Source organism: Psychrobacter sp. GW64-MNA-CIBAN-0177, from assembly GCF_040309585.1.
Classification (GTDB): Bacteria; Pseudomonadota; Gammaproteobacteria; order Pseudomonadales; family Moraxellaceae; genus Psychrobacter; species Psychrobacter okhotskensis.
Window position 1 is genome coordinate 1 of record NZ_JBEOOY010000524.1, and the last position, 245, is coordinate 245.

The following is a 245-nucleotide window of genomic DNA, read 5'->3' on the forward strand; positions in this document are numbered from 1 at the left end:
GCTTAGTATTGATGCGGTTGCTGCTACTTTTGAGCAGGCACGCGATGCCAAATGCCCTATTATGATCTTTGTGGGTAATAGCGGTATGGTACAGATTCAGACCGGCCAAGTTCATACGCTTAAGCGTATAGGCGACTGGCTTAATATCTTTGATAAAGATCATACTGACTTTACTTTGCACCTAAAAGATAAGGCGTTAGCGCAAGTATGGTGCGTTAAGCGTCCGACCAAAGATGGTATTGTAT

General features: G+C 43.7%; 1 protein-coding gene. It reads left to right on the forward strand.

Annotated features, from left to right (window positions below; all coding sequences use genetic code 11):
* The coding region (locus AAEY79_RS16085) for a ChuX/HutX family heme-like substrate-binding protein (RefSeq protein WP_352289707.1) at window positions 1-245 on the forward strand (245 nt) is incomplete at both ends.